This is a genomic window from Lamprobacter sp., from assembly GCF_034860625.1.
In the GTDB taxonomy this organism is placed as follows: domain Bacteria; phylum Pseudomonadota; class Gammaproteobacteria; order Chromatiales; family Chromatiaceae; genus Lamprobacter.
The window spans coordinates 14,056-36,161 of sequence record NZ_JAYESN010000038.1 but is presented as its reverse complement, the minus strand read 5'-3'; the positions used below and the strand labels follow the sequence as shown (position 1 = coordinate 36,161).

At 63.1% G+C, this 22,106-nt stretch carries 17 protein-coding genes; 8 read left to right on the top strand and 9 right to left on the bottom strand.

Annotation, left to right across the window (positions count from 1 at the left end; all coding sequences use genetic code 11):
* Positions 1–73: 73 nt before the first annotated feature.
* The 3 genes from VBE63_RS11880 to VBE63_RS11870 all read right to left on the bottom strand — a co-directional run bounded on the left by VBE63_RS11880 (position 74) and on the right by VBE63_RS11870 (position 6,547).
* Positions 74–3,676 carry a helicase-related protein gene (locus tag VBE63_RS11880; protein ID WP_323683239.1) on the bottom strand — a complete coding sequence of 1,201 codons (3,603 nt, stop codon included), beginning with the start codon at positions 3,674–3,676 and terminating at the stop codon, positions 74–76.
* 420 nt (positions 3,677–4,096) lie between these two features.
* A complete protein-coding gene (locus tag VBE63_RS11875) occupies positions 4,097–4,996 on the bottom strand; it encodes an HAD family hydrolase (RefSeq protein WP_323683238.1) in 900 nt (299 codons plus the stop codon).
* Between the two features lie 66 nt (positions 4,997–5,062).
* On the bottom strand, positions 5,063–6,547 hold the full coding sequence (locus VBE63_RS11870; protein WP_323683237.1) for a glycosyltransferase: 1,485 nt from the start codon (positions 6,545–6,547) through the stop codon (positions 5,063–5,065).
* Between the two features lie 321 nt (positions 6,548–6,868).
* Between VBE63_RS11870 and VBE63_RS11865 the strand changes: the two genes are divergently transcribed.
* The 3 genes from VBE63_RS11865 to VBE63_RS31365 are packed head-to-tail and all read left to right on the top strand — an operon-like array spanning position 6,869 to position 10,314.
* Positions 6,869–8,137, top strand: a complete 1,269-nt coding sequence (locus tag VBE63_RS11865; protein ID WP_323683236.1) for a glycosyltransferase family 4 protein — start codon at positions 6,869–6,871, stop codon at positions 8,135–8,137.
* 3 nt (positions 8,138–8,140) lie between these two features.
* Positions 8,141–9,889 carry a sugar phosphorylase gene (locus VBE63_RS11860; RefSeq protein ID WP_323683235.1) on the top strand — a complete coding sequence of 583 codons (1,749 nt, stop codon included), beginning with the start codon at positions 8,141–8,143 and terminating at the stop codon, positions 9,887–9,889.
* The gene (locus VBE63_RS31365; RefSeq protein ID WP_416274541.1) at positions 9,889–10,314 is read left to right on the top strand and encodes a BPTI/Kunitz domain-containing protein; all 426 of its coding nucleotides are present in this window, start codon (positions 9,889–9,891) and stop codon (positions 10,312–10,314) included. Before VBE63_RS11860 ends, VBE63_RS31365 begins: the two co-directional genes overlap by 1 nt.
* 86 nt (positions 10,315–10,400) lie before the next feature.
* On the opposite strand, the gene nikR is transcribed toward VBE63_RS31365, so the two are convergent.
* The gene (gene nikR / locus VBE63_RS11855; protein WP_323683234.1) at positions 10,401–10,889 is read right to left on the bottom strand and encodes a nickel-responsive transcriptional regulator NikR; all 489 of its coding nucleotides are present in this window, start codon (positions 10,887–10,889) and stop codon (positions 10,401–10,403) included.
* A gap of 266 nt (positions 10,890–11,155) precedes the next feature.
* Here nikR and VBE63_RS11850 point away from each other — a divergent pair, with 266 nt between their 5' ends.
* The 4 genes from VBE63_RS11850 to VBE63_RS11835 all read left to right on the top strand — a co-directional run bounded on the left by VBE63_RS11850 (position 11,156) and on the right by VBE63_RS11835 (position 14,569).
* Entirely contained in the window at positions 11,156–11,938 is a 783-nt protein-coding gene (locus VBE63_RS11850) for an energy-coupling factor ABC transporter permease (protein ID WP_323683233.1), read from the top strand.
* Positions 11,919–12,755, top strand: coding sequence for a carboxypeptidase-like regulatory domain-containing protein (locus VBE63_RS11845; protein WP_323683232.1), 837 nt, complete (start codon positions 11,919–11,921; stop codon positions 12,753–12,755). The genes VBE63_RS11850 and VBE63_RS11845 overlap by 20 nt, the downstream gene beginning before the upstream one ends.
* Positions 12,748–13,656 (top strand): cobalt ECF transporter T component CbiQ, encoded by a 909-nt coding sequence (cbiQ, locus tag VBE63_RS11840; RefSeq protein WP_323683231.1) that lies wholly within the window; start codon positions 12,748–12,750, stop codon positions 13,654–13,656. The genes VBE63_RS11845 and cbiQ overlap by 8 nt, the downstream gene beginning before the upstream one ends.
* Before the next feature lie 82 nt (positions 13,657–13,738).
* Complete coding sequence (locus VBE63_RS11835; RefSeq protein WP_323683230.1) at positions 13,739–14,569, top strand: ABC transporter ATP-binding protein; 831 nt, start codon at positions 13,739–13,741, stop codon at positions 14,567–14,569.
* Between the two features lie 395 nt (positions 14,570–14,964).
* On the opposite strand, the gene VBE63_RS11830 is transcribed toward VBE63_RS11835, so the two are convergent.
* The 5 genes from VBE63_RS11830 to purM form a co-directional block, all read right to left on the bottom strand.
* Positions 14,965–16,110, bottom strand: coding sequence for a glycosyltransferase (locus tag VBE63_RS11830; RefSeq protein ID WP_323683229.1), 1,146 nt, complete (start codon positions 16,108–16,110; stop codon positions 14,965–14,967).
* Between the two features lie 128 nt (positions 16,111–16,238).
* Positions 16,239–16,454 (bottom strand): cysteine-rich CWC family protein, encoded by a 216-nt coding sequence (locus VBE63_RS11825; protein WP_323683228.1) that lies wholly within the window; start codon positions 16,452–16,454, stop codon positions 16,239–16,241.
* 170 nt (positions 16,455–16,624) lie between these two features.
* Entirely contained in the window at positions 16,625–17,524 is a 900-nt protein-coding gene (gene nhaR / locus VBE63_RS11820) for a transcriptional activator NhaR (RefSeq protein WP_323683227.1), read from the bottom strand.
* Between the two features lie 30 nt (positions 17,525–17,554).
* On the bottom strand, positions 17,555–18,253 hold the full coding sequence (gene purN, locus VBE63_RS11815) for a phosphoribosylglycinamide formyltransferase (protein WP_323683226.1): 699 nt from the start codon (positions 18,251–18,253) through the stop codon (positions 17,555–17,557).
* A 20-nt stretch (positions 18,254–18,273) separates the two neighbouring features.
* Positions 18,274–19,494, bottom strand: a complete 1,221-nt coding sequence (gene purM / locus VBE63_RS11810) for a phosphoribosylformylglycinamidine cyclo-ligase (RefSeq protein ID WP_323683225.1) — start codon at positions 19,492–19,494, stop codon at positions 18,274–18,276.
* 458 nt (positions 19,495–19,952) lie between these two features.
* Between purM and VBE63_RS11805 the strand changes: the two genes are divergently transcribed.
* Positions 19,953–22,052 (top strand): molybdopterin-dependent oxidoreductase, encoded by a 2,100-nt coding sequence (locus VBE63_RS11805; protein WP_323683224.1) that lies wholly within the window; start codon positions 19,953–19,955, stop codon positions 22,050–22,052.
* The last annotated feature ends 54 nt before the right edge of the window (positions 22,053–22,106 follow it).

The following is a 22,106-nucleotide window of genomic DNA, read 5'->3' as shown; positions in this document are numbered from 1 at the left end:
AATCGCTCTGTGTTGTCGGGGGCGAACATTGCACGTTACTCACTGATTGGCGATCAGGTGATCGCGTGATTGGTCATCCTAGCGTATCTGGCGCAACGGCCCGCGCCAGGAGTTCATCCAGGCTGTAATTGATGCTCGCCACCCCAAAATCCGGCTCACGGCTGAACGGATTGCGCAGGTAGAACGGCCCCTCGTGCTGCTCGCCGTCGACAATCACAATCGCCAAGATGAACTGCTCAGCCTGGTTCAGCCCATAGAGGATCTCGTTGCGGCTGACGGTGATGGTGCGCTGGCCCTTGGCGCGGCCCTTGACCTCGATGTGCCGATCCGGCGGCAGCGAGCCATCGGCTCGCGGCGATGGTCTCGCGGTGAGGTCCCAACCGCATTTCTCGGCGCTGACATCCTTGACCTGATGTCCGAGCGCGGTCTCGACGGCGGTCACCGCTTGCATCGCGATCTGCTCGACGCGGGCGCGGGCGGCGGCATCGGCCTGGACATCGGTTGAGTGAGGCGTCTCGCCCTTACGCGCGGCGAGCAGCCCTTGCGGGATCACCAGCGCGCCGCTCATCACCACCGGCGTGCTGGAGACCAGGGTCTTCATCGCCGTCAGCTCGGCGGTGCGTTGTTGCAGGCGCGCGCTCAGCTCATCGACCCGGCGCCTGGCCATCTCGGGTTGCATCCGTGGCTGCCTGCCGGCCTTCACATCATCGGTCAGCTTCATGTAGCGGTCGGACCAATGGCTGATCTCCTTGACCAGCCGCTCATGGATCGCGTTGAGCTGCTTGTCGGCCTGGCGCTCGCGGCGGTCCTTGACCTCGGCGAGGTGCTCGGGGACCAGGTGCGCGGAGGCGTGGCTCAGGGCCAGGGCCTCGAGGTCGGCGTTGAGCCAGGGGGCCTTGAGCAGATCGCTGATCAGTGCCTGATCTGCGGGGTCGATCGGCACCAGGTCGAGGTGCGGTGCCCAGCCGGCGCGGGTCGCCTTGGCCTGTTGGTCGATCTGCACGAACTGCAGGCGGCGCGAGGCGAGGCCCTGCTGGCCTTGGGCGTCCGCGGTGCTCTCGCGCACACCGTGCTCGATCATGAACAGGACCTTGGGCTCAAGGCTCTCGTCGGTGGGGTCGACCAGCACCGCGCCCTGCTTGAGCTTGGGCCGGTGGGCCTGCAGGATCAGGTCGGTGGTGGCCTGCATCAGCGGATGCCTGGGGTGGATCAGGTCGGCCATCGGCTTGCCGGCTTGGCGGACCTGCTGCTTCTCAAAACAGATCCGCTCGTATTGTTTCAGCACCGGGGTGCGGGTCTCACCGATCACTCGATCGCGCTCGCGGATGATGGCCGGGACGTGCTTGACCTCGAAGCGGCCGGCCTCGCGCGGGCGCAGCTCGCCGCCGAGTGTGGTGAAGGCTTCGGTGAAGAAGGCGCGGATGAAGTAGGGCTGCAGCTTGCGCGCCTCGGCCTTCTCCATCTCCTCCTTGACCGCATAGAGCGCTTCCAGCCCCATGTGCTGATCGACCAGGGCGTTGCGGCGCAGGATCTCGTGCAGATGCTCGGCATCGAGCGCGCCCTCGATCACCTGGCTCATGCGCGCCTTCACCTCGGGGTCGTCGCCGTAGCGGATCGCCTGGACCAGCAGGTCTTTGAGCGAGAGGTTATCGAAGGCCTCGCCGAGCACGTCGAAGACCTTGCCGCCCAGGGCGGCGCGCTCGGTCTCGATCTTGTCGAACAGCTTCTGGAAGACCTCGCCCTCGCGGGTCTCGTTGGCGACGATGTTCCACAGGTGGCAGACCTCGGTCTGGCCGATGCGGTGGATGCGCCCGAAGCGTTGCTCGAGCCGGTTGGGGTTCCAGGGCAGGTCGTAGTTGACCATGAGGTTGGCGTTCTGCAGGTTGACGCCTTCGCCGGCGGCGTCGGTGGCGACGAGGACGGTGACCTCGGGGTCGTTGCGGAACTCTTCTTGGATCTTGCGCCGCTCGTCGCGGTGGGTGCCGCCGTAGATGATGCGCACCGCGTGCGGGTTGCCGAGCAGGTCTTGGATGCGCGCGAGCAGGTAATTGAGCGTGTCCTTGTGCTCGGTGAACAGGATCAGCTTGCGGCGACTGCCACCGGCGGTGAACATCTCCGGCTGGTCTTGCAGCAGGCTGGAGAGTTCTTCCCACTTCTTGTCGTTGCCGGAGGCGACCAGGCGCTGGGCCTGCTGCTCCAGGTCCTTCAGGATCAGGATCTCGGCCTCCAGCTCGGGGATGGTCTCGGCGGCGGAGGCTTGATCGACCACTTGGTCGGCGAAGCGCTCGTAGTCTTCGGCGCTCAGTTCGTCGTCGAGGTCGTCGGGGAGTTCGAGGAGTGAGTGGGGGAGTTCAAGGAGTGAGTGGAGAGGAGTGAGGAGTGAGTGGGATGTTGGCGAGGGATGGACTCTTTCCTGACTTCTCTCCACTCTTTTCTCTGCATTCACGTGCAAGCCGAGCTTTTCCTCACCGAGGCGGCTTTTTAGGCGCTGGCGTCGACGCTTGAGCGATTGGTAGATGGCCTCGGGGCTGGAGGCGAGGCGGCGTTGCAGTTGCGTAAGGGCGAAGCCAACGGTGTTGCGCTTGTTGCCGCCAAGCCGGTCGGCGCGGTTCATCTCCTCGCGCACATAGGTGGTGACCTGCTCGTAGAGGGCGGCCTCCAGCGGTGAGAGGGCGTAGTTGGCGGTGTAGGCGCGGCGCTCGGGGAACAGCGGGGTGCCGTCGAACTTGAGCAGCTCTTCCTTGACCATGCGGCGCATCATGTCGGAGACGTCGACCTGGTGCGCGCCTTCGCGGAACTTGCCGTAGAAGCGATCCCCGTCGAGCAGGGAGAGCCAGATCTGGAAGTCTTCTTCCTTGCCGTTGTGCGGCGTGGCCGTCATCAGCAGGAAGTGGCGGCTGATCGAACCAAGCAGCTCGCCGAGCTGAAAGCGCTTGGTCTTGGCGACCTTGTTGCCGAAGTAGGTGGCCGAGAGCTTGTGCGCCTCGTCGACGACGATCAAATCCCAGTCGGTGGTCCGCAGCTGGGCCTGAACGTCCTCGTTACGCGAGAGCTGATCGAGCCGGCAGATGAGCCGGTCTTGCTCGTCGAAAACGTTACCTGAAGCGCACTGCTCCTGTTTCTCGCGGCTGAAGACCTCGAAGTGCAGGCCGAATTTCTCCAGCAGCTCGTCTTGCCACTGCTCGGTGAGGCCACCGGGGGCGACGATGAGGATGCGCCGGGCATCGGCGCGCATCAGCAGCTCCCGGATCAGCAGGCCGGCCATGATGGTCTTGCCCGCGCCGGGGTCGTCGGCGAGCACGAAGCGCAGCGGCTGCTTGGGCAGCATGGCCTCGTAGACGGCGGCGATCTGGTGCGGCAGCGGTTCGACGTTGGAGGCGTGCACCGCCATCATCGGATCGAACAGAGCGGCCTGGCTGATGCGGTAGGCCTCGAGGCCGAGCTTGAAGGCGGCGCCATCGGCATCGAAGGCCCAGGCGCGACCGGCTTGGGCCAGTTCCAGGCGGGCCTCGTCGGTGCGGAACAGCATCTGCTCGCCAAGGCGGCCTTGGCTGTCTTTGTAGTAGGCGGTGAGGGCGTGATCGCCGATCGGCTCGACCTGGACGATGCGGACGATCTCGTCGTTGAGGATGCCGCGGATCTGGGCGCCTTTCTTGATGGCCTCGAGTCTGAGCATCCGGCGTCTCAGGAGGGCCGCGTCAGCACAACGCATTGAAGGCGGATCGGGACACCTTGGACTCCGATGGTGTCACCGTCGTGCACATGGATCGCGTGACCGAGGGGCGTCTCGGCGTTCGGTCGGCTAGGGTCAAGGCCGCAAGGAGCCAACTGGGCAAGAAACGCCCTCGACAGGTTCCACCTCATGTGATGCAAGACCGATACTCCTCCAACCCTTCCATGTCACCGCCCGGCTGCAGGCGAAGACCATCATAAGCTGCCTGATGAGACGGCTTAGGCACCTCTAACAGCAGCCACTAACAGAGACTAGCCCAACCATGCCGCTTTGCCAAACGGATCCTCTTTCTGAATGGCCAGCAAGGTGACCCCCTATCCCTACGACGAGGCTGCTGCTGCATGCGCTGGAAACATTTGGCGGCTAGACGATCTGCTCAACCTGGTCTAGCTGAGTCATCACGCGGTCAGCACTGACGCCAATCAGCTTAGGGTCGTCTTCCCGAAGTCTGAGTGATCGCGCATCGCCAGCAAAGAGCGCGGTCTTGAGTCCAAGCTGTTGTGCTGGCCAGATGTCATTACGGCGATCGTTGCCGATGTAAAGCACTTGTTCTGGCGGGATGCCGTGCTTGCGTGCGAGGCCATCGAGGGCGACTTGGTAGATGATGGTTGATGGCTTGGCTTCGCGCAGTTGGTAGGACCAGGCGCTGCAGCTGGGCTCGAGTCCGAGCTCGGCGGGTGCTTGGCCAAGAACGGCTTCCAGGATCAAGGGTGTGTAGAACTGGGCATTGGAGACGATGCCGAGCAGTAAGCCGCGTTGGCGTAGCGCGCCGAGTAGGTCGGCCAGACCGGGCATCGGCCAGACCGGATTGATCCGGCACTCGTACTCCACTGCAATCCGTTCCAACTGTTGTGGGGTTGCCTGGTATCCATGCTCGGCAAGCAGGGTTGCCCAGATTGCTCGAATATCCACTTCCGGGTAAAGCTTGCCACTGGCCCGAGCATCTGCGTGATCGGCGCGGATGGCAGCGCTCAGACGCTCGCCGATGGGGGCTCTCAGCTGTTGCTGGATGCCGCTCCGCGATGGCCGGGTGTCGGCGTTAATGCCTGCATTTGCGAGCAGTGCTGGGAGGCCGATCGACCCCGACGGGTTGCCGCCGAGCCCAATATCGCCGCTGGCGGAGATCAATAGCGTGCCGTAGACGTCGAAGAGCACGGCTTTGATCCCCTGGAGCGGCTCCAGCCATGGCTCCATGCCGGTCGGCTTGGGCTCGAGTGGGGTGCTGAGGTCGCGGATACGCGCGATGAGTGTCTGGTCGGTCATGCGCCGCTTCCAACCGGGGTATGGGCGTGATAGGCGTTTGTCATGCTAGAGCTTGTGGTGTCTGGCTCAGGTTCGCAGCAGGTGGAGCCGCTCCGGGGCCTGGAAACGGGCGATGAGCGCTCGGCCATCGGCCTGGTCGCGCAACGGGGCGGTGGGGGCGTTGAGCAGAGATTGGTAGATCGCTTCAAGCCGGCGTCGGTAGCCGTCGATCAGGTATTCGCGCTCGACCACAGCCTGGTTGCGCGCGATCAGCTCGGCCTCGGCGGCGAGCGGCGGTGAGGTAGCGTCGAGGGCGGAGCCGGCGGCTGGGTCGGCGCGGACGTGCCGTAGCACCTGTGTTTGCGCGTCTTCGTCGAGGCGGCCGAAGTCGACCCGGCTATCTTCATCCAGGGCCACACGCCAAGCGCGTTCGAGGTCATCCGCCTCGCGCTCGCGACCATAGGCACTGGCGGCGGCTGCCAGGGCTTGATCAAGGCGCCGGCGCAGCGCTGCCGCATCGAGCCAGTCAAGCGGCACCGGCAGGCGCCGATAGAGCCCGCTGAGGTCGAGCCCGTCGGCGCTGAAGTCGGCAGTGATCTCGGGCAGATCGCGTCCGGCGACGGGTCGGCCGATGAGCCAGGGCTCGAGAAACGCGAGGCCGAAGCCTTCGGCGACGCTGGTGGTCATCAGCGCATGACTGGAGGCGAGTAGGGCGCCGAAATCGCTGTTGCCGGCACCAAGCTCGAGGTCGACCGGCAAGGCTAGCTCCCGAGCCAGTGAAACCCAACGCTGGTAGATGGGCTGCTCCAACGGATTCTGGGGTGCTAGGGTCGTTGCAAAGCGATCGTCAGGGCCGGCGAGCGCGGCCCAGAGCAACAGCTCGCCGAGATTCTTGCGGCGGATGGCACGGGTCGGATAGAGCCAGCGGCGATGATCGATGCCGACTGCGGTTTGCTGGCGGCTGGGCGGACGACTGGCCTTGCTGTCCTGCTCGCCCGCGAAGGAAACCGCATTGGGAAGACGATGGAGTTGCGTGCTCGGCACGCCCGCTGCAGCAAAAAAGCCATGATCACGCAGATTCAAGGTTGCGTAATGGATCTGCGGCGCCACTGGATAGAGGTGCGCGGAGAGTCCTGCACCATCTTGGGCGCCGATGGTCTCAAGCATGCGCCGGTAGAGGGCAGGGCGGCCGTCCTCAGCGAAATCATGCGGCTGCAGCAACAAGCGATGACCAGCCTCGGCGAGCGCGCGGAGGGCGTCAGGGAGGGCGAGGTTCTTGCCGAGGCAATGGTTGTGCACATGCCAGAGGTCTGGAGCAGCGCCGAGCATGCGCTTTGCGGCCTGCTCCATGGCTTGCTGTAATGCCTTCGACCCCAGGGGCGGGCGGCGCTCCTCGTAGCCGAGCGCGGGGATTACCTCGATGCGGGCCGCGAGCGAGCCTGGTTGCTGCGCTGGCTCACCGCTCAGCACCAGGACCGAGTGACCTGCCGCGGCAAGGGCCGCGCAGGCGTGCTGGATCACCCGGGTGACACCCCCGGTCTGCAGATGGAAATGGACGATCGCGATACGCATGCTGTGGGATCATAGCCTGGATCGCTTGCCGATTTGATGATTCTGCTGTGACGCGACCGGCGCTGCGGCCCTGTGTCGAAGGCGACTGAGCGCGATGCTGGCTGTTCGCGGCCTGGTTGGGCACAGGTTATGCCGCACCGGGCGCACTGTGGCGCCCTGCAACCTTGGCCAGCAGGATCGACGGCAATGGTCTTGAGCGCTCGCGATGGATTCGTGGCAGGGTCGATGATCGAGCATCAATCGCCGGATGATTGCCGATTGCAGCTCGGCCTCCTTGACGACCGCGTAGACAGTTCTTCAAACAGATCCCCCGCAGTGCGCATGAAGCAACCGGAAAACATTGGTTTCGTCTCGACTCGCTTTGCCGGTACCGACGGTGTCTCATTGGAGGCGGCGAAATGGGCCGAGGTGCTCTGGCAAAGCGGGCATGTGAGCGCCTGGTATGGCGGCGTGCTCGATCGCGATCCGGCGATGAGCCTCTGCATCCCGGAGGCCTTCTTCGATCATTCGGAGAACCAGTGGATCAATGCCCAGCTTTGGGGCCGCACCCGTCGCAGTCCTGAGGTCAGCCGCCGCATCCGCGAACTGGCGCAGTATCTGAAGTCGACTCTTTATGCGTTTCGTGCGCATTTCGACCTCGATGTGCTGATCATCGAGAATGCGCTGACCATCCCGATGCAGATCCCGCTTGGGGTGGCGATCACCGAGTTCCTGCTCGAGACCGGGATGCCGGCGATCGCCCATCACCATGATTTCATGTGGGAGCGGCAGCGGTTCCAGATCTCGGCGGTCGATGATTATCTTGAGATGGCCTTTCCGCCGCGCGTGCCGCATATGCAGCATGTGGTGATCAATCAGGCTGCGCGTGAGGAGATCGCTTGGCGAAAGGGGTTGCCAAGCATCCTGGTCCCCAATGTCTTCGATTTCGAGAACCCTCCAGGTCCGCCCGATGCTTACGCGGCCGATGTGCGCCAGGCCTTGGGGCTGCACGACCAAGAGCTGCTGGTGTTGCAGCCGACGCGGATCGTGCCGCGTAAGGGCATCGAGAACGCCATCCATCTGATCCGCCGGCTCAAGCTGTCGCACGCGCATCTGGTCATCTCGCATCACAGCGGCGATGAAGGCTACGAGTATGAACGCCAAATACAGCAACTGGCGCAGGATGAGGGGGTGTCGCTGAAGCTGTTCGGCGAGCGTATGGCCGACCGTCGCCAGCTCGATCAGACGGGGCAGAAGGTTTATGTGCTCAGTGATCTCTATCCACATGCGGATCTGGTCACCTTTCCGAGCCTCTATGAGGGATTCGGTAATGCGTTACTCGAGGCGATCTACTTCCGACTGCCGATCGTGATCGGCCGTTACAGCGTCTATCAGCGCGATATCGAGCCCAAGGGCTTTCGCTTGCCGGTCATCGACGGCGTGATCGACAAATCCACCGTCGAGCAAACGCGGACGATCCTGGCCGACCCTGGCTATCGCGCCGAGCTGGTCGAGCACAATTACCGCGTGGCGAGCCGCTTCTACAGCTACCGTGTGCTGCGCGATAGCCTGCGCAGCCTGATCAATAACGTGCGCAACATGACGGAGTGAGCCATGGTGGTGGTTGAGCGGCGTGTCTATGAGCGCATAGGTGAGCGTCTCAGACGACTCTATGGCGAGGATAGACTACCGCAGCTGATGGATCGGTTGCAGCTGATCATCGGGCGCTATGGCGTCGGCGCTGATTGTCCACCCGAGGCCCTCGGCTGCGCGCCTTGGGATCAGACTGATGCGGTGCTGATCAGCTATGGCGATATGGTCTGCGCCAGCCAGGAGGCGCCTTTGGCAACGCTGCGGCGCTTCCTCGAACAGCATGTTGGCGACGCCATTTCGGGCTTGCATCTGCTGCCCCTGTTTCCATACAGCTCTGATGATGGCTTTGCCGTGATCGACTATCGGCAGATCGATCCGGTGCTTGGCCGCTGGTCGGATGTCGACGCGCTGGCCGAAGACTATCGGTTGATGCTCGACTTGGTGGTCAACCATGTCTCTAGCCAGAGCCGCTGGTTCCGTGCTTACACCAATGGCATGGCACCAGAGCGCCACTACTTTATTGAGGTTGATCCCAAGGCTGACCTGTCGGCGGTGGTGCGACCGCGCACCTCAGCGTTATTGCGGTCCGTGCAAACGCCCTATGGCGAGCGCCATGTCTGGGCCACCTTCGGCCAGGATCAGATCGATGTCGATTTCAGCAATCCAGATGTGCTCTTTGAATATCTGGATATCCTACTGTTCTATGTGCACCACGGCGCGCAGATCATTCGTTTGGATGCGATCGCCTATCTCTGGAAGCAGCTCGGTAGCCCCTGTATCCATCTGCCGAAGACACATGAGGTGGTCAAACTGTTGCGTGACTTGCTGGCGCTCGTGGCGCCGACGGTGCTTTTGATGACCGAGACCAACGTCCCGCACGCCGAGAATATCAGCTATTTTGGCGAGGGTAACGAAGCGCATATCGTCTATCAATTCAGTCTACCGCCGTTGTTGTTGCATGCCATGCACAGCGGTAATGGGCGCTATCTAACCGAGTGGGCCGCCTCATTGGCGCCGCCGCCTCCGGGCTGCACCTACTTCAACTTCACCGCTTCGCATGATGGCATCGGGGTGCGCCCACTTGAGGGTCTGTTGCCGCAGTCGCAGCTCGATGCCTTGGTCACGGCGATGGAGGAGCGGGGTGGGCTGGTGTCGCGGCGGAGCAATCCGGACGGCTCGGCAACGCCTTATGAGCTGAATATCACCTATTTCGAAGCGGTTGGAATCCCCGGCGATCAGGAGGTTTCAATCCGGCGTTTCCTCTGTGCTCAGACCATTGCGATGAGCCTCCAAGGCATTCCGGGCATCTATTTCAATAGCTTGCTTGGGGCTTCTAATAATCTGCGCGGGGCTGAACAGAGCGGGCGCGCGCGGACCATCAATCGGCAGAAATGGGCGTTGCCGGAGCTTGAGGTCATGCTCGGCGAGGACTCCAGCCATCAGGCGCGGCAGCTGTTGCCTGAATACCTGCGGCGGCTTAGGATTCGGCGCGCGCAGCCGGCCTTTCATCCTGATGGCCCGCAGCAGGTGCTGGAGCTATCGGCTGGCCTGTTTGGGGTGCGTCGTCTGGCGCCGGATAACAGTCAGTCGCTCTGGATGATTGCCAATCTCACCGGTGCGCCGGTTCAGCTTGGCTTCGGGCGTTTGGTGCGACGGCCGCGCGAGCTGAACTGGACCGAGCTGATTGGTGGTTGGCATCACAACGGCGAGCAATTGCCGAGCCGGTTCGAGCTAGAGCCCTACCAGGTCGCTTGGCTGGTCGGACGCTGATGGGCGTCCTGGTGGCTGGGTCGATCGCAAACAGAGCCTTTAAGATGCCGTCCATGTTGCCGTCCATCTTCTCCTTCTTGATGATTGCCAAACGCTGGCCTTCAAATCCTAAGGATGCTGGCAGGCCTCTGCCAGGTCTCCGCAGCAGCTTCTATGCTGCTGCGCTGCCGCTCCTGTTGCTACTAGGACTGTCGCTGGTTGGCTGTGGCGGCGGCTCCGGGCCTCGGGACGCTGCCGATCTCTTGCATGTGGGCTGCTTGCAGCAGCCTGAGCGCGGACGCTGTGGCCAACCCCGTCCAGCCTTCTACTATGACTATCAGTCCGATAGTTGCCGCCCGTTTATGCAGGGCGTTTGCGACCCTGATTGGCTGTTTCAGTCGTTGCGCGACTGTGTTCGCATCTGTGGCGGACGTCCCGCCCCTTGAGAAGGACAAAAAAGTTGCTTGCTTATCAGCTTGATTGGGCGGTTTCTTCCTCTTCTTGAGGGTGCATCCTTCTGACTTGGGTCTTGTCAGGCGAGGGGCTCGAGGTGCAGGTGCGGATGCTGCTCATCCATGCCAGCGGCATCGCCAGGGCCATGCGGATGCGCCTCTTCGCTGGCGCTCACTGGCAGAATGGCGAGGTGGCCGTGATGCACGCCGGGCTGGGCGATGACGGCATCGGCGAAGGTTTGAACCCGGTTGCTAGGCCCGCGCAGGATGACGGTCTCCAAGCAGTAATCGTGACTCAGATGCACATGCATGGTCGAGACCGTGAGGTCGTGATGATCATGGTGGGCCTGGGTGAGCCGCGCGGCGAGTTCGCGCTCATGATGGTTGTAGACGTAGCTCAGGGTCGCAATGCAGTCTCCCTCAGGCTGGTCCGCGAGCTGTTCGCTATGGAGCCGGTCGCGGATGAGGTCGCGGATGGCCTCAGAACGGTTGTGATAGCCGCGCCTGGACATGTAGCCCTCGAAGGCGTCGGTGAGGGCGTCGTCAAGTGTGATGGTAAGGCGTTGCATCCTGGTGAGTAGTGAGTAGTGAGTGGTCTTGTTGGGGGGCGGTTGCTTGTTGATGACCGACGACGGAGGGCTTGTCGGCCCGTTGCAGTGGCTGACCCTAAAAAGAGCATCTTAACCGCAGATGACGCAGATGACGCAGATGAATGCAGAGCTTTCAATACAGGGCTGAGAGCCGCAGGCTTCCGCTTGGGTAAGGTTCTGATGAGACAAGCCTTGGGGCGAAGCTGGTATGATCTTTTTGCCGATTCTGCTTATTGTTGTCGCTTATGGCCCACATCCCTGATGGAGTTCTCTCTGCGCCTGTGCTCGTCACCGGCGCCCTGATCTCAACCGGTCTGCTCGCGATCGCGCTGCGCCGCCTGCGCGAGGCTGATCTCCCGCAGGCGGCGGTGCTGGCCGCCGCCTTTTTTGTCTCCTCGCTGATCAGCGTGCCACTCGGCCCGAGTAGCGTGCATCTCTTACTGAATGGGCTGATGGGGCTGCTGCTGGGCTGGGCGGCACTGCCCGCGATCTTTGTTGCGCTGTTATTGCAGGCGGTCTTTTTCGGCTTTGGCGGTCTGTTGGTGCTAGGCGTGAATACCATGAATCTGGCGCTACCTGCGCTGGTTGTCGCGCTGCTGCTGCGGCCGATGCTGAAACGCGTACTGGGGCCTGCGCCGCCGCAAGGCTTGAGCGATTCTACTGAGGCGGCCGATGTTGACGCGGTGCTCGATGTTGACGCGGTGCTTGATGCCAACGCAGGCGAGAGCGCTGCTGTATCTTCTGCGACGGCAGCCGAGGCCGAGGTCATCAGCCCGCGGCAGCGTCATCAAGCCTTCGGCTTTGGTGTTGCTGCCGGCCTGCTTGGCGTTGCGCTGACTGCCCTGATGCTCTGCGGGAGCCTGCTCATGAGCGGTGAGCCCTTTGCGCCGGCTGCGCGCCTGATCGCCATGACCTTTGTGCCCTTAGCCTTGGTCGAAGGGCTGCTGACCGGCGTCGTGGTCACCTTCTTACTGCGGGTCGAGCCAGCGCTGCTGAGATTGGGCGAGGTTGGCCAAGATGCTGAGTGATCTACGCGCTCAGTGCCCTGATTGGCGGGTTCGCGCTTGGGTTGCCGGCAGGCTGCCGCGACAGGCGCCGGGGTTAGCGTCTTCGCTGGGCCCTATCCAGGTTGCCGGGAGGCTGCTGGTCGGCCTGGCCCTGTTGATCCTCAGCGGTCCTGTGCAGGCCCATCGGTTGCAGGTCTTTGCCAGCGCGGATGGGGACCAGATCCAGGGGCGAGCCTATTTTGTTGGCGGGCATCCCGCGCGTGGCATCGAGATCCAGCTGCTGGACGCCGATGGCCAGCGGGTAGCTGAGCTGAGCTCGGATGACGAGGGGCGGTTTCGCGCTCAGGTGCCTGCCGCAGAGGAGTATCGAGTCGTTGCAAAGTCGGCTGACGGTCATCGTGCCGAATGGCCGATCGCGGCCTCCGAGCTGGTCGGAGCGTTTGATGCTGTCACAGCATCGGCTGCACCTGCTGCGGGCGTCTCGAGCAACGGCCTGAGCCCGGACCTCATTGTGGCGATGCCAGCGCTGGCGGAGCCCGCGCGCCAAGACGATAGGCTGTGCTTTCCTGCCGGCACCGACCTCGAGCGGGCGCTGAGTGCTGCGATTGAACGAGGGTTTGAGCAGGGGGTCGGGCTGCAGCTTGAGCAGCGGCTTGAGCAATCGATGGCGCGACAGTTGCTCCCATTGCGCGAGGCCCTGGCTGAGGCGCAGGGGCGAGCCTCGTTCCGTGACCTCTTGGGGGGGCTTGGCTATATCGCTGGCCTTGCCGGACTCGGCCTCTGGTGGACGCGGCGTCGCGAGCAGCAGCGCTCCGTCCGGGACAATATCGATGACTGATCCGCTAGGGCCGGGCCAGGCTGGGTCTGATCCGTTGACCTCGGGTGAGGCCAAGTTCGGTTGGGCCGATCCTGCTCGGGCCAAGTCTGCTCAAGGCGGGCTCGCGCGGGTTGAGCGCATGCAGTCCAAGCTGGGATTGGGCCTGCTCGAGCAGGCCTTCGGTGAACGACCGGATCGACTCGCCGTATTCGATCCGCGCGCACGGGTCATCATCGCGGCCCTGTTTGCGACTACAGTGGTCTCGCTGCAGTTACTGAGCACGGCAGGCCTGGCCTTGTGCGGCGCGATCTTGGTCGCCTGGCTTGGCGGTGTCTCGGTGAGTCGTTTGCGCTATCTGCTGCCGCTCGAACTGTTGATGCTGGTGCTTGTGTTGACGCTGCCGTTCTCGGTGCCCGGGGCTCCACTGCTACAGCTAGGGCCTTTTGCAGCCAGTGCTGAAGGGCTTGCGCTGGCGCTGCTGATCCTGCTCAAGGCCAATGCCGTGGTGCTGATCCTCTTCGGGTTGGTCGGCGCCATCGGCCCCGGCCCAACGGTACATGCGCTGGCGAGCCTGGGGCTGTCGGCTAAGCTCTGCCATCTGCTGTTGCTGACGTTGCGGCAGATCGAACTGGTCGGTGCTGAATATCGCCGTATGCGCCTGGCGATGCGGGCTCGCGCCTTCGTGCCACGCAGCGATCGGCATAGCTGGCGCGCGCTGGGCTGGCTGATCGGGATGTTATTGGTGCGCAGCCTGGCGCGCGGCCAGCGGGTTGCTGATGCCATGCGCTGCCGGGGCTTCGCTGGCGAGCTTCGGCTGTTGCAACGATTCCACTGGCAGCGATCCGATACGCTGCTGTTGTTCAGTACATTGCCGGTGCTCGCGGGCCTGCTGCTGGTCGATTCAAGCTTGATTCAAACGTGATAAAACTCGATTCAAACGAGACCTCCAATGCCCAGCCCGAGCTTATGTGGATCGCGAAAACAACCCATCTGGACGCCCTGAGATGGATGATCCTGGTCTGACCAGCGGCAGCGGTGATCTGCTCGTTGAGCTTGCCGACCTGACCTTCGGCTACGGGGGCAGGCCGCTCCTGAGCAGGGTCAATCTGCGGATCAGCCGGCGCGAGCGGGTGGCGCTGATCGGCCCGAATGGCGCTGGCAAGAGCACCTTGCTCCATCTGATCGTCGGCCTATTGTCGCCGAGTGCCGGTCAGGTGCGGGTGCTGGGCAGGAATTGTTGTACTGAGGCCGATTTCCGCTTTGCGCGCGCCAGGGTTGGACTGGTGTTCCAGCACAGCGATGATCAGCTGTTTTGCCCGACCGTACTCGATGATGTTGCTTTTGGGCCGTTGAATCTGGGGCGTTCGCCGGCGGAAGCGGCCGCTGCCGCCGAGCGCAGGCTGGCCGCGTTGGGTCTGGCGGGCTATGGACCCCGGGTCACGCATCGCCTCTCTGGCGGTGAGAAACGCTTGGTGGCCTTGGCCACGGTGCTCGCCATGGACCCCGAGTTGCTGTTGCTCGATGAGCCGACCACGGGGCTGGATGCGGCCAGTGAGGCGCGTCTGCTCGACCATCTGGATGCGCTGCCGCAGGCCATGTTGATCGTCTCGCATGAACAGCGGGTGCTCGAGCGCCTCAGCACCCGAGCGCTGTTGCTGCAACAGGGTCGGTTGGTCGAGGCCGAGTTGCATCGGCATCCGCATCAACATCGTCATGCCCATCTGCATTTGCATACGCCCGGCCTCGAGCATGATCAGGACCGCTTCGGTCAGGACCATATCAATGCCTTGCCCTTGCATGCGCATGCGCATCCCGGTGATGCCGACGAGTCCTGAGATCCTTCCCCAATATCCCGCCGCTCTGCGGCGTCTTGGCACGACTTGCACTGTTCCCGTCAGGCACCAGTCCGAGCGATTCGTTTATTTTCGTCGACTGTTCTACACTAGTGTGAACCAGTTCACAGTTTGCGTTCAGGACAATCGATGGATAGTCAGGTTGATCCGGGTGATACATTGCAGGTCTATCTCAGCACGTTGCAAGAGGAATTCCGCCGGTCGCTGGCCGAATCATTATCGTCGAGACGTTCGGGTTACCCAGAGCAGACTGAACAGGATCTACAGGACCCAGCGGCGAGCCAAACTGCGGTCTTCACGTTTGTCGTCGATGGCTCGCGCAAATGCAGTTCCGCCAGTCCGATCAGTCCGATGTGATCGAGTTCGCCAAGATCCCCTCATCCAGTGGTGACGTGGCCAGGCTGCAATCCCATGGCATCCAGATAGGCGCTCACGCTAGCGGCCTGACTGTAGTCGGTGACGGCCTGTTGGAGCCTGCTCGCCGGAAGCGGGGCGTCAAGTGTTTGCAACATGGCGCTGGCCATCGCCTTGCTATCGCCAACCGGGACGAGAGGGCCGTAGCGTCCGTCTAGGAGCAGCTCGCGCGGGCCGCTCGGGCAGTCGGTTGCCACGGCCGGGATTCCCAGGGCCAGGGCCTCGGTGAGCACGTTTGGCGAGCCTTCCCAGGCCGAAGAGAGGACGAAGAGATCGGCGCGTGCCAGCCAGGCATAGAGATTGGTCTGATAACCCGGCAGCTCAAGATCGCCATCGGGACCGAGCCGCAGGCCCAGCGTCTTGGCGAGGGCCTCGAGTGCATTGCGACCGCGCCCATCACCGATGATCAAGAGTCGGCAAGCGCGCTCGCATCTGACCAGGCTGAATGCGCGCACGAGCGTCGGGAAATCCTTCTGGCGCTGCAAGCGGCCGGCACCGATGATGACGGGTATCGATTCGGCCTCATCTAGCCAAGGGTGGGGGCAGGCTGCGGCGGCCAGCGCTTTCATGCGCGGTGTGATGACCGGGTTGCGGATCACTCGGATCTGGCCGCGGGGGAGCTGTGCGATCTGCGCGGTATCTTCGGCCACCCCCTTGGAGACGGCGACGATCTGCTCGATGGCGGGATAGAGTCGACGGATCGGTAGCAACCGCAGCCAGCGTTTCAGTGGGTTGCTGGTGGATAGGGCGGCGGACAGGTTGGTGCCGAGCCGCAACACCAAGCGCGTGTCCGTGCGCGCGAGCGCGCGCGCCATGACGGCAGCACGACCAGCGCGATCCTTGACCGCCAGCACGACGGCTGGGCGTTCGCGACGCAGCCAATCTGCCAGCGCAAAGCTGGCCAGCAAGGTATGACCCGGCCTGAGCGGGATGCGCCGAACCGTGGCCGGCAGTTGCTCGAGCGCGGCACTTGTTGCTCGCACCATCAGCAGGTCTACCGCATAGCCTTGGTCGCAGAACCCCTGGATCAGATGCACGAGCATGCGCTCGACGCCACCTTGGCCAGAGAAGGAGGCAAAGATCGTGATCCGTGTCGTTGGTGCAGGCATCGCTCTGGCGAGACGCTGGAATGTCAGTCAATGCCGGCAGTGATTCGTGAGTGATCAGCCATCGATCAGCGAGTAACGAGCCCGCGAGCGCGTCGCAGCATTGAGCGCAGATCCTGGGTCTGGCTGGCTCAGGCGGTGCTGCTTGCTGCGCTTGAGGCGATCTCGCGAAGACAATTGGGACAGAGACAATCCTCGTATTGGCCTTGTAGGCTCTTTAGCACGGGTAGCGATACCTTGACGGCGACGCAGTCGCAGTTGCGCAGGTCGTCGACCTTGCACTCGAAGTCGGCATGGCAGCGCGGGCATGCTTTGCTGCCTTGGGTGATCGGCTGGTTCCAGGTCATGGATTCGTCCTCATATCAATTCGTCCCCATCGGGTCTTGGGCTCGGCGTCTTCTATGTCTTCAGGCTCTGGCGCTTGAGTCTCTGGGCGCTTGAGTCTCTAGATGGTGCAAGCCGCCGCTGTTTCCAGGGCTCAGCTTTTCCTTAAGCTCTTCCTCTGTACCGTTTGTCTTTAACTGAAGTCGCCGCGGCGTGCGGCCTCGGTGATCAAGGACAGCGCGGGATGTTTGATGCGGCGCTCGGCGGTGATCGCGTAGAGCCGCTCCTTCAATTGGGGCGCGCGCCCGATGACTCGCACCTTGTATTTAGCGAGCACATCGGCTTCAACCGACCGCGGTGCGGTGAAGACACCGGCGCCGGCCTCGCCGAAGGTCTTCATCAGCGCGCGGTCTTCGATCTCGGCGACGACCCGCGGCTGTATCCCCTCGCGCTCGAGCCAGAGCTCGAGGGCTCGACCGAGGGCGCTTGCGCTGCTCGGCATGAGCATTGGTGCCCCGTTTAGGCTGGCAGGGAAGTTGTCGATGAGCGCATCCGCGCTGGCCGTGGCCGCAAAGAAGCTGGTTGCGGATTCACCGAGCGCATGCGAATAGGCGCGAATATTCAGCGCTGGGCTGATCGGGCTATCGGCGAGCACCAGGTCCAATTTGTGGACGGAGAGGTCGGCGAGCAGATCGATGAGCGGCCGCTCGGCACAGACCAGTCGAACAGGCTCCGGCATGGTTAAGACTGGCGCCAAGACGCGATGCGTCAGGAGCTTGGGGACCACCATGGCGATGCCAACATTGAGCCTGAGGCCACCTGTTGGCGTGCGGCCAGCTAGGACATCTTCCAGCTCATCGCCGAGGCGGAAGATATCGTCGGCATAGGAAAAGACCAACCGACCGGTTTCGGTCAGGGCCAAGCCTCGCCCCGATTTAGTGAACAGTTTGTCGCCCACCTGTTCTTCGAGCTCGCGGAGTTGGCCACTGATGGTCTGGGGTGTCAGATGCAGGATCTCAGCGGCGCGCGCGATCGAGCCGTGCGTCGCAACAGCCCAGAAGTAGCGCATGTGCTTGAGGTTTAGGTGGGGCATTCCGGGATTGAGGTGGCTGCGAAGCCGCCGTTAGGTGCTCGCGTCGATGATCAACGGGCTGTCGAGCGGCTGGCCGTCGAGCTGTGTGCGGCCATCGCTGCCGAGCCTCAGTCGGCCCTCGGCAAACCAGCGCACCGCGAGTGGGTAGATGCAATGCTCCTGCTTCAACACTCGCGCCCCGAGTCGGTCAGCATCATCGTTTGCCTGCACTGGCACCCGTGCCTGCAGAATCGCCGGCCCACCGTCGAGTTCAGCGGTGACGAAGTGAACCGTTGCCCCGTGCATCGGGTCGCCGGCCTCGAGCACCCGCTGATGGGTGTGCAGGCCGCGATAGCTTGGCAACAGCGACGGATGGATGTTGAGCATGCGGCCTTGCCAGTATTCGACAAAGCCTGGCGTCAGGATGCGCATGAAGCCGGCGAGGGCGATCAGCCCGGGGTCCGCCGCGCGCAACAGCTCGGCGAGGGCGGTGTCGTAGGCTTCGCGCGTCTTGAAGCCGCGATGGCTCAGCGTTTGCGTTGGGATGCCGACGCGCTCCGCTCGCTCCAAGCCGAAGGCGTCAGCACGATTGCTGATGACCAGCGCAACCTGAAAGGGGGCCTGATCGTGCTGGCTAGCATCGATCAGCGCCTGTAGGTTACTGCCGCTGCCCGAAATGAGCACAGCAAGCCGGAGCGGACGGTTGCCGTCGAAACGGGTTTCCGCCGTCTTGGGACTGTTGTCGGTCATCTGCTCTGGCCTTTTCTCGATCAGGTTAGCGATCCGCGATAGCGCACCGACGGAAGTTCGGCATCGCTGGCCTCGATGGCACCGATGATCCAGGCCTGCTCACCCTGTTCAGCGACGGTTGCGCAGGCGGCCTCGGCCTGCTCGGCGGGTACACAGGCGATCATGCCAACGCCGCAGTTGAAGGTGCGCAGTAGCTCGGCATCGGCGATGTTGCCCTGCTCGCGTAGCCAGCCGAAGATCGGCGGTAGCGTCCAGCTGTCGAGATCGATCAGCGCCTGGGTGCCCTTGGGCAGCACCCGCGGCAGGTTCTCGGTGATGCCGCCGCCGGTGATGTGGGCGAGGGCATGGACCTCGAGCGCCTGGATTAACGCGAGGGTTGACTTCACATAGATGCGGGTCGGGGCGAGCAGCTGTTCGCCGAGGCTGCGCCCCCTGGATACTGAGGAAGATAGGATCGGAGCGGGTTGCGCAGAAGACGCCTGTGCTGAAGATGCCTGTGCTGAGGGCACTTGATCAGATGGCGGCGGTGCTGAGGACGCTTGTGCTGAGGACGCTTGATCAGATGGCGCCTGCGCTGAGGATGCCTGTGCCAAGGATGCTGGCGTATCGAGCGGCGTTGTCAGCGGTATCGCGCTCAGCTCGAGCACCTTGCGGATCAGTGAATAGCCGTTCGAGTGCGGGCCGGATGAGGCGAAGGCGATCAGCGCATCGCCAACCCGTACCTGCTCCGGGCTGATGATGGCGGATTTCTCGACGATGCCGACGCAGAAGCCGGCCAGGTCATAGTCGCCCTGCGCGTAAAGGCCAGGCATCTCCGCGGTCTCGCCACCGATCAGCGCGCAGCCGGCTTGCCGACAGCCTTCGGCGATGCCGTTGACGACTGCGGTTGCGACCTCGACATCGAGCGCACTGGTCGCGTAGTAGTCGAGAAAGTACAGCGGTTCAGCGCCGCAGACGATGATGTCGTTGGCACACATGGCGACCAGGTCGATGCCGATGCTGTCGTGCTGGCCTAGCTCGATGGCCAGCTTGAGCTTGGTGCCGACGCCATCGGTGCCCGAGACCAGCACCGGCTCGCGATAGCCGCTCGGCAGCTCGAATAGGCCGCCGAAGCCGCCGAGTCCAGAGAGGACGCCGGGCCGATGGGTGGTCTTGACCGCGGGTGCGATCTGCCGCACCAGGCGTTCGCCGGCGTCGATATCGACACCAGCGTCTTGGTAGCTCAGCGATGGTTTGCTCATTCGGGCCTGTGACGATAGCGAGTGAACAGTGCCGCGCCCAAGAGCGCGCTCGGTTCGAGAAGGCTCGGCGTGAACAGCCGAGATTTGAAAGCCTGCCATTCTAGCGCGATTTCAGCCCAATCCGAGCCTTCCAGAACAGGCCTGTTGGGCATCCGATCACAAACCAGAGGTTGGCCGAGAGCAGGGGCTCGCCTGGGGTGTCTGCTGCTGCGGTGCGAGGATTGCTTGCGATCCTGAGTCTGCGACGGCGCGGTCAGCGGTGCAAGAACGCATTGCAAGCGAATGTTGATTCCGGTTCAGTACGCCTTGCTGAACAGCATGGAGAATGGACCCGAGCGCGGTTTATTGGCGGTTCATCCGCCGTTCATCCGAGGTTGATCGACCGTTTCTAGGTTGAAAACTGGCATAGCACGCGCATTCAGCAGTTGAGCAACCTTTATCAGAGGGCCGTCGAGCCGATGTCTACCGTCAAGAGTACCTGTTACGAATGTGATGCCAACTGTGCGATCGATGTCACCCTCGACGCGCAGGGCGAGCCGGTGTCGATCGATGGGCCGGATTGCCCACGCTGCTATGTGCAGCTCGATCGACGCAATCATCCCGATCGGCTGCTGTATCCGCTGAAGCGGGTCGGACCGCGTGGCAGCGGCGAGTTCGAACGCATCAGCTGGGATGAGGCGCTCAGCACCATCACTGAGCGGCTCAGTCAGACCCGTGACCAACATGGTGCACCAGCCGTCGCCTTCTTTGCCGGCTATACCAAGGAGGCGCGCCCGCAGTTGCAGCGCCTGGCGCATGCCTTTGGCTCACCGAATTACATGACCGAGAGCGGCTGCTGCTTCTCGGCGACCAAGGTGGCTGAGGAGGTGACCTTCGGTACCAAGATCAAGACCACCTCCACCGTCGCCTCCTACAAGACTAAATGTCTGTTGGTCTGGTCGACCAATCCGCGTGGCTCTATTCCGCCCTTCCATCTGCATCCGCAGGCGCATGCCAAGCCGGGGCGGCCAATGATCGTGGTCGATCCGCGCCGCACGCCGCTGGCCGATCAGGCCGATGTGTTCCTGCAGATCCGTCCCGGTACCGATGGCGCACTGGCGCTCGGTTTTCATCATCTGATCTTCGCCAATGGCTGGCAGGATCAGGCCTTCCTCGATGAATGGGCGAGCGGCGTCGAGGCCTTCCGCGACTATGTCGCCGAGTTTCCACCCGAGCGCGTCGCCGAGATCTGTGGCATTGACCCTGCCGATCTGCGCCATGCCGCTGAGCTGTTTGCGACCCTGCATCCCGCGCAGATCATGCTCTCACCGACCGCGACGGTGCAGCACAGCAACGGCTTCCAGAATCATCGCGCGGTGATCCTGCTCTCGCCGGTCACCGGCAATCTCGACCGCGAGGGCGGCAACCGCTTCTTCAACGACAAGCTCAACCCGAAGCCGATCGAGCTGTTCGATCACTGCGTCAACGATCTACCACCGCGCGTCGGCGATGAGGTCTTCCCGGTCTGGACCCGACATTGGCCGGCGGCACAGAGCATGCTGCTGCCCGATTGCATCCTCGATGGCAAGCCGCAGCGCATCCACAGCCTGCTGGCGATGGGCATCAACACCGCGATGTGGGCCAATTCCAAGCGCGTCGAACAGGCATTGGGCGCGCTCGACTTCTTTGCTGCCTCGGATTTCTTCCACAATCCGGCTACCCGCATGGCCGACATCGTGCTGCCAGCGGCGACCAACCTGGAGCGTGAGGCGCTGATCGCCTATCCCGGCTGCGCCTTCCAGGGCGAGCTGCGCTATCGGTATCCGGTGGTTACGCCCAAGGGTGAGGCGCGCCCCGACGCCCAGGTCTGGCTCGAGCTTGGCGTGCGCCTGGGCATGGCGGAACAGTTCTGGAATGGCGACCTGGCGGCCTGCTGGGCCGAGGCGGCCTCAGGGTTCCCGGATGACGTGCGTGAGGAGGTCTATTCCAACCCGGACGGCGTCACCGTGTACGCGCAGACGATTGATGATCTGGTCGAGCACGGCTATCTCGATGCCGACCGCCAATACCGGCTGCATGGCTTCAAGACCGTTAGCGGCAAGGTCGAGTTCGACTCCCAAGAGTTGCGCGATGCCGGCCATGATGGCCTGCCGATCTGGCGCGAGCCGGCCGAGAGTCCGCTCTCAACCCCCGATGTCGCGCGCGACTTTCCGTTGGTGCTGACCAGTGGTGCGCGGCACAAGCACGCCACCCACTCCCAGCACCAGTATCTGGAGCGGATGCGCAAGGCGATGCCGGATGCGCTGGTCGAGCTGCATCCGGATGATGCCGCGTTGCGCGGGATCAGCAACGGCGATGAGGTCATGGTGTCGACGCGCCGCGGCAGCGTGCGCTTCACGGCTCGAATCACAGATCGCATCAAGCCCGGCGTTGCTCATTGCGCCCACGGTTGGAACCATGCCAACGTCAACGAGCTGACCGACGATACCGCGCTTGATCCGATCAGCGGTTTCCCGCCGTTCAAGTCGCTGCTCTGTGACGTTGCGCCGGTGCAGGGTGCCGGTCTTAAAGCCGCTTGATGGGTGATACGATGCGACAAGGAGGTCGCCGCTGATGCCCAAGGCCGGTCAGTG

Excerpts from the sequence above, each read along its gene's own strand:
- purM (WP_323683225.1), bottom strand. The coding sequence starts at position 19,494 with ATGAGCAAACCATCGCTGAGCTACCAAGACGCTGGTGTCGATATCGAC.
- VBE63_RS11860 (WP_323683235.1), top strand. The coding sequence starts at position 8,141 with ATGGTGGTGGTTGAGCGGCGTGTCTATGAGCGCATAGGTGAGCGTCTC.
- VBE63_RS11825 (WP_323683228.1), bottom strand. The coding sequence starts at position 16,454 with ATGACCTGGAACCAGCCGATCACCCAAGGCAGCAAAGCATGCCCGCGC.
- nikR (WP_323683234.1), bottom strand. The coding sequence starts at position 10,889 with ATGCAACGCCTTACCATCACACTTGACGACGCCCTCACCGACGCCTTC.
- VBE63_RS11805 (WP_323683224.1), top strand. The coding sequence starts at position 19,953 with ATGTCTACCGTCAAGAGTACCTGTTACGAATGTGATGCCAACTGTGCG.
- VBE63_RS11835 (WP_323683230.1), top strand. The coding sequence starts at position 13,739 with ATGGATGATCCTGGTCTGACCAGCGGCAGCGGTGATCTGCTCGTTGAG.
- cbiQ (WP_323683231.1), top strand. The coding sequence starts at position 12,748 with ATGACTGATCCGCTAGGGCCGGGCCAGGCTGGGTCTGATCCGTTGACC.
- VBE63_RS11850 (WP_323683233.1), top strand. The coding sequence starts at position 11,156 with ATGGCCCACATCCCTGATGGAGTTCTCTCTGCGCCTGTGCTCGTCACC.
- purN (WP_323683226.1), bottom strand. The coding sequence starts at position 18,253 with ATGACCGACAACAGTCCCAAGACGGCGGAAACCCGTTTCGACGGCAAC.
- VBE63_RS11870 (WP_323683237.1), bottom strand. The coding sequence starts at position 6,547 with ATGCGTATCGCGATCGTCCATTTCCATCTGCAGACCGGGGGTGTCACC.
- nhaR (WP_323683227.1), bottom strand. The coding sequence starts at position 17,524 with ATGCCCCACCTAAACCTCAAGCACATGCGCTACTTCTGGGCTGTTGCG.
- VBE63_RS31365 (WP_416274541.1), top strand. The coding sequence starts at position 9,889 with ATGGGCGTCCTGGTGGCTGGGTCGATCGCAAACAGAGCCTTTAAGATG.
- VBE63_RS11875 (WP_323683238.1), bottom strand. The coding sequence starts at position 4,996 with ATGACCGACCAGACACTCATCGCGCGTATCCGCGACCTCAGCACCCCA.
- VBE63_RS11880 (WP_323683239.1), bottom strand. The coding sequence starts at position 3,676 with ATGCTCAGACTCGAGGCCATCAAGAAAGGCGCCCAGATCCGCGGCATC.
- VBE63_RS11830 (WP_323683229.1), bottom strand. The coding sequence starts at position 16,110 with ATGCCTGCACCAACGACACGGATCACGATCTTTGCCTCCTTCTCTGGC.
- VBE63_RS11865 (WP_323683236.1), top strand. The coding sequence starts at position 6,869 with ATGAAGCAACCGGAAAACATTGGTTTCGTCTCGACTCGCTTTGCCGGT.